Here is a 5,192-nt window from a genome sequence, read left to right on the forward strand (position 1 = left end):
GCTCGGGGTGGCGTTCAACGCCAAGCCGGCGCTGCGCGAGCATGCGGCGGTGAAGCTGGACTTCCCGGACCTGGAGGTGATCGCGGACCTGGTGCTGGGCAGTGAGGTGGAAGAGGGCTCGGTGTTCGACCACCCGGCCCTGGATACCCCGGCCGCCGCCGAGTAGCTCAAGGCCAACCGGGGAAATGTTAAGCGCATCTTCACCCAAATCCAACAACTAGATAACGATTCGCTGGCAAGCGGGCCTTAGCGCGTTTTCGTGTTGGTCTAACCGATAGGATTTCTGGTGGCGCGCACCGGCACCCTCCCCGACGGCGGGAGCAACCCGGCGGCGGCGCCTGACCCAATGTCGTGCGAAAGAGTCTAAGACCAGTGCAGATGAGCGAACCGGATTCCGGCGATTCAGCCAAGCAGCGCAAATCCAGCGCCAAGCCATGGATCATCAGCGGATGCGCGGTGGTGGCCGTGGCCGGAGCCTACTTCGGCGGGGCCGCGTGGATCAGCTCGCAGATCCCGGCCAACACCACGGTCTCCGGGATCGCGATCGGCTCCCTGAGCCAGGACGAGCCCGGGCCACCCTGCAGGAGCAGCTGGCCCCGCGGGCCGAGGAACCCATCGACGTCACCGTGAACGCCAAGGACTACCAGCTGGACCCGGCCGCGGCCGGGCTCGGGCTGGACGTGGACGCCACCGTGGAGCAGCTGACCGGATACGAGCTGAACCCGGGCAAGCTCTGGCAGCGGCTGACCGGCTCCTACCAGGCCGAACCGGTGACCACCGTCGATGAGGCGAAGCTGACCGGTGAGCTGGAGCAGCTGGCCAAGAAGGCGGATGCCGAGGTTGCCGAGGGGACCATCGAGTTCGAGGGCGCCAAGGCGAAGGTTATCTCCCCGGTCAGCGGCGTGCAGCTGGACGTGGATGATTCGGCGCACACCGTGCAGGATGGGTGGAAGCTGGACGGGGAAAAGATCCCGCTTTCGGCCGAGGTCACCGAACCGGCCGTCTCGGCTGAGCAGCTGCAGGCCTTCCACGATGAGACCGTGGCCAAGCTGCTCTCCGCCCCGGTGACGCTGAGCAACGGGGAGAAGCAGGTCGAGCTCTCCCCCGCCTCGATCGCCTCCGCCGCGAAGTACTCGGTCAACGACGAGCAGCAGCCGCAGCTGGTGCTTGATGACCAGGCGCTGTACAAGGCCGCGACGAAGAACTCGGAGCTGAGCAGCACCGCGAAGGACGCGAAGATTGTCTTCTCCGGCGGCAAGCCGAAGATCATCGAGTCCACGCCGGGAATGGCCCTGGAAACCAAGGACCTGGGCGCCAAGGTGCTCGCCGCCGGGACCGGGGATTCGCGCACCGCCGAGGTGCGGATGGAAACCAAGGAGGCGGACTTCACCACGGAGGATGCCAAGAAGCTGGGCATCAAGGAGGAGATCGTTGAATTCTCCACCCCGTACCCGGCCAACGACACGGTGCGCACCAAGAACCTGAAGGCCGGCGCGAAGCGGCTGACCGGCGTGGTGGTCAAGCCCGGTGAGACCTTCTCGCTGCTGGAGGCGCTGGGCCCGATCACCGTGGCCAACGGCTACTACAGCTCCGGCGTGGTGGAAAACGGCTTCTCCACCGAGGCGGTGGGCGGCGGGCTGTCGCAGATCTCCACCCAGATGTACAACGTCGGCTTCCTGGCCGGCTACGACGACATCACCCACAAGCCGCACTCGCGCTGGTTTGAACGCTACCCGGCCGGCCGCGAGGCCACCCTGTGGGAGGGCCAGGTGGACATGAAGTGGAAGAACAACACCCCCTACGGCGTGATGATCGAGGCCTGGGTCTCCCCCGACGCGGTGCACACCCGGCTGTGGAGCACCAAGTACTGGAAGGTGAGCGAGTCCAGCTCGGGCAAGCACAGCTTCACCAACCCGGAGACCAAGTACAACGATGCGGAAAAGTGCGTCTCCGAAAGCGGGGGCAAGAAGGGCTTCAGCATCTCGATCACCCGCAACCGCACCAGCATCGACGGCTCGAAGACCCTGCCGCCGGATGTGACCAGCTGGACCTACGCGCCCTGGCACAAGGTGGTGTGCGGCAAGAAGCCGTAACCACCTGCCGGCGCACCGCGGGCCCGGAAGGAAGCCTTCACGCTTCCTTCCGGCCCGCGGCCGTTAATCTCCGGACCGGGATTCGACCTGCCGGTTAAAGTGTTCACCCCGGCCCCGCCAGCTGGCGGGACCGGGGTGAACGCGTTGGACGGCGCCTACTGGCCCGAGGCCTTCAAGAAGTCCCCGGCGCCGCCGACCAGTTCGGTGTGCCCGGTTTCCACGTCGGCGAAGACCATCTTGGCCACCTCCGCGCCGAACTCCTCCACGGAGTACAGCTTGCCGGCGGCCTCGCGGCGCGCGTCGATGGCGCCGGGCTCCATGCGGTTGAGCAGGGTGGCGGTGATGGTGCCCTCGATCATGTCCCCGGAGACCACCACCAGGCTGATGCCCTTCTCGCTCAGCTGCGGGATCATCTCGCGCAGCGCATCCTCACCGGCGCGCTTGGACTTGGCCACCGCGTCGTAGGCGTCCATGGTGGAGACCTCGTGGATGAAGTGCGCCTGGTGGCTGGTGACGAACACGACGCGGGCACCGGCGGACATCTTGGGCAGGGCGGCGGTGAGCATGGCCACCTGCGCGTCGCGGTTCAGGCGCAGCGCGTAGTTCTCCCCATGTTCGTTTCCATGCCGCCCGAGGCGTTGAGCACCAGCACGTCCAGCGAGCCGAAGTTCTCCACCGCGGCGTCCACCAGCGCGGCCGGACCCTCCACGGTGGTCAGGTCCGCGCCCACGGCGACCGCGCAGCCGCCCTTCTCCTGGATGCCGGCCACGATCTTGTTCGCCCGCGGGGCCTTGGAACGGTAGTTGACCACCACGCCGATCCCCTTCTCGGCCAGGATCTGTGCGGTGACCGATCCGATGCCGCGCGAGGAACCGGTGACGATTGCGCCCTTGTAGTCGCTCAAAGTCTTTACTCCTTGATGTTGCTGAATCTGTGGGTGGCGGCCGCCGCCGGCAGGGCGCCGGCCGCCAAGTTCTTCTGGGGTGGTGGCTAGTGGCCCATACCCAGGCCGCCGTCGACCGGGATGACCGCCCCGGAAATGTAGGACGCCTCATCGCTGGCGACCCAGCGCACCACCTTGGCCACCTCCTCGGCCTCGGCGAAGCGTCCGGCCGGGATGGAGGAGAGGTAGTCCTTCTGGGTGGCCTCGGGCAGCGCGGCGGTCATGTCGGTGTTGATGAATCCGGGGGCGACCACGTTCGCGGTGATGTTGCGCGATCCCAGTTCGCGGGTCAGCGAGCGGGCGATGCCCACCAGCCCGGCCTTGGAGGCGGCGTAGTTGATCTGGCCCGGGGAGCCGTAGAGGCCCACCACGGAGGAGATCAGCACGATGCGGCCGTACTTCTTGCGCAGCATGCCCTTGGAGGCGCGCTTGATGACCCGGAAGGCACCGGTGAGGTTGGTGTCGATGACCGAGGTGAATTCCTCCTCGCCCATGCGCAGCAGCAGGGTGTCCTTGGTGACCCCGGCGTTGGCGATCAGCACCTGAACCGGGCCGTGGGCGGCCTCCACCTCGGTGAACGCGGCGTCGATGGACGCGGCGTCGGTCACGTCGGCCTTCACGCCCAGCAGGCCCTCGGGCACCTGGCCGCTGCGGTAGGTGATGGCCACCTTGTCGCCGTTGGCCTCAAAGGCGCGGGCGATCTGCAGGCCGATGCCGCGGTTCCACCGGTGACCAGGACGCTGCGCCCGGTCGGGGTCTCAGTGCTCAATCTTCTCTCCAATTCCTTGGCTCGACGGCGCACGGCACTCCACCGGGCTGCGGTGGGGGTTGGCGGCGCGCACGTGGCGACGAAAATTCTCTCACCTGTCATCCTATTGCCTACCAGTGGGTATTCTTAGTTCGACGCAGGGTAGAAATTACGCTTAAGCCCCGTTTCGGTGAGACAATGGCTACGGAATATTCTGCAGGAAGCTAAACCTGAGGTCATGACGCACACCCACCCGCATCGCCCCAACAATGCGGTGCCCGTTCACCGGATTACCGAGGCCCACGAATCGCACACCGTGGACCATAATTCGCGCGTGCGCAAGTACACGATCTCCATGACCATCCGCGTGCTGTGCTTCATTGCCGCGTTCTTCACCCACGGTCCGCTGCAGTGGATCCTGCTGGTGGGGGCGGTGGTGCTTCCCTATATTGCGGTGGTGATCGCCAACCGGGGCGCGGACGTGACCAAGCGCCAGCCGCCAGTCGAGTTCTTCACCGACCGGGACCCCAGCCAGCTTCCTGCCGGGGTTTGGCAGCAGCCGGATGAGGAACAGGCGCAGCCCGAACCGCCGGAGCCCAGCGCCGCCGGGGAAACCATCGAGGGCACCTGGGCGGACGCGGCCGATGACTCCGAGGAGCCGGATAAGGGCGCCGCGGGAAAACCAGAAAACGAGCAACGGGAAGGGAACTAGATGGATCTGCTGTCCTCGCTTGGCGGTGGATCTGAAGGACCACGGGAACTGATCTGCAGCCGCAAGGGCTGCCGGCAGCCGGCCGAATTCAAGATCCTGTGGAACAACCCCAAGATCCACACCCCCGAACGCCGCAAGGTCTGGTTGGCCTGCCCCCAGCACCGCGTCTGGCTGGAGGACTACCTGCGCCAGCGGCTCTTGTACAAGGAAACCCAGCCGGTGGATCCGGCGAAGGAGTAGATCGCACCCCATGTATCGTTTTTTGGCCAGTACCCGCTGGATCGGCTGGTTGCTGCTGGTGTGCGTGTTCGCGACCGCCTGCGTGTTCCTGGGGCGCTGGCAGATGGATCGCCGCGCCGAGGTGCTCACCGAGATATCCCACGTGAACGAGAACTACTTCGCCCCGGCCAGCGGCTCCAAGGAGGCCATGGCGCTGTTCGATCAGCTGCCCGAGGACAAGAAGTGGACCACCGTGGCCCTGCAGGGCCAGTACCTGAGCGATGACACCCGGATTGTGCGCAACCGCATCAAGTCCGGACGCCCGGGCTACGAGGTGCTGGTCCCCTTCCGCACCACGCAGGGCAAGACCGTGATCGTGGACCGCGGGTTCCTTCCCATTGGCGATGAGCGCGGCGGGTGGCCCGATGAGGTGCCCGCTCCCCCGACCGGCACCGTCTCGGTCCAGGTGCGCCTGAA

Annotated in this window: 5 protein-coding genes and 2 pseudogenes; 5 read left to right on the top strand and 2 right to left on the bottom strand. The window is 66.2% G+C overall.

Annotated elements, in window-relative coordinates; genetic code table 11:
* Positions 1–378 precede the first annotated feature (378 nt).
* Both JCM19049_RS07835 and JCM19049_RS07840 read left to right on the top strand, forming a co-directional pair.
* The gene (locus tag JCM19049_RS07835; RefSeq protein WP_279402726.1) at positions 379–630 is read left to right on the top strand and encodes a hypothetical protein; all 252 of its coding nucleotides are present in this window, start codon (positions 379–381) and stop codon (positions 628–630) included.
* Positions 627–2,093, top strand: coding sequence for a VanW family protein (locus tag JCM19049_RS07840; RefSeq protein WP_054821315.1), 1,467 nt, complete (start codon positions 627–629; stop codon positions 2,091–2,093). The genes JCM19049_RS07835 and JCM19049_RS07840 overlap by 4 nt, the downstream gene beginning before the upstream one ends.
* Before the next feature lie 155 nt (positions 2,094–2,248).
* Here JCM19049_RS07840 and JCM19049_RS07845 read toward each other — a convergent pair.
* A pseudogene (locus JCM19049_RS07845) lies at positions 2,249–2,997 on the bottom strand (SDR family oxidoreductase).
* Between the two features lie 86 nt (positions 2,998–3,083).
* Positions 3,084–3,805: pseudogene (fabG, locus tag JCM19049_RS07850) on the bottom strand (3-oxoacyl-ACP reductase FabG).
* A 217-nt stretch (positions 3,806–4,022) separates the two neighbouring features.
* On the opposite strand from fabG, the gene JCM19049_RS19410 reads away from it, so the two are divergent.
* The 3 genes from JCM19049_RS19410 to JCM19049_RS07865 form a co-directional block, all read left to right on the top strand.
* Complete coding sequence (locus JCM19049_RS19410; protein WP_279402727.1) at positions 4,023–4,496, top strand: DUF3099 domain-containing protein; 474 nt, start codon at positions 4,023–4,025, stop codon at positions 4,494–4,496.
* Positions 4,497–4,736, top strand: a complete 240-nt coding sequence (locus tag JCM19049_RS07860) for a hypothetical protein (RefSeq protein ID WP_054821316.1) — start codon at positions 4,497–4,499, stop codon at positions 4,734–4,736. It begins immediately after the preceding gene.
* A gap of 10 nt (positions 4,737–4,746) precedes the next feature.
* The coding region (locus tag JCM19049_RS07865; protein ID WP_279402728.1) for an SURF1 family protein at positions 4,747–5,192 on the top strand (446 nt) is incomplete at its 3' end.

It is taken from the genome of Arthrobacter sp. JCM 19049, assembly GCF_001310435.1.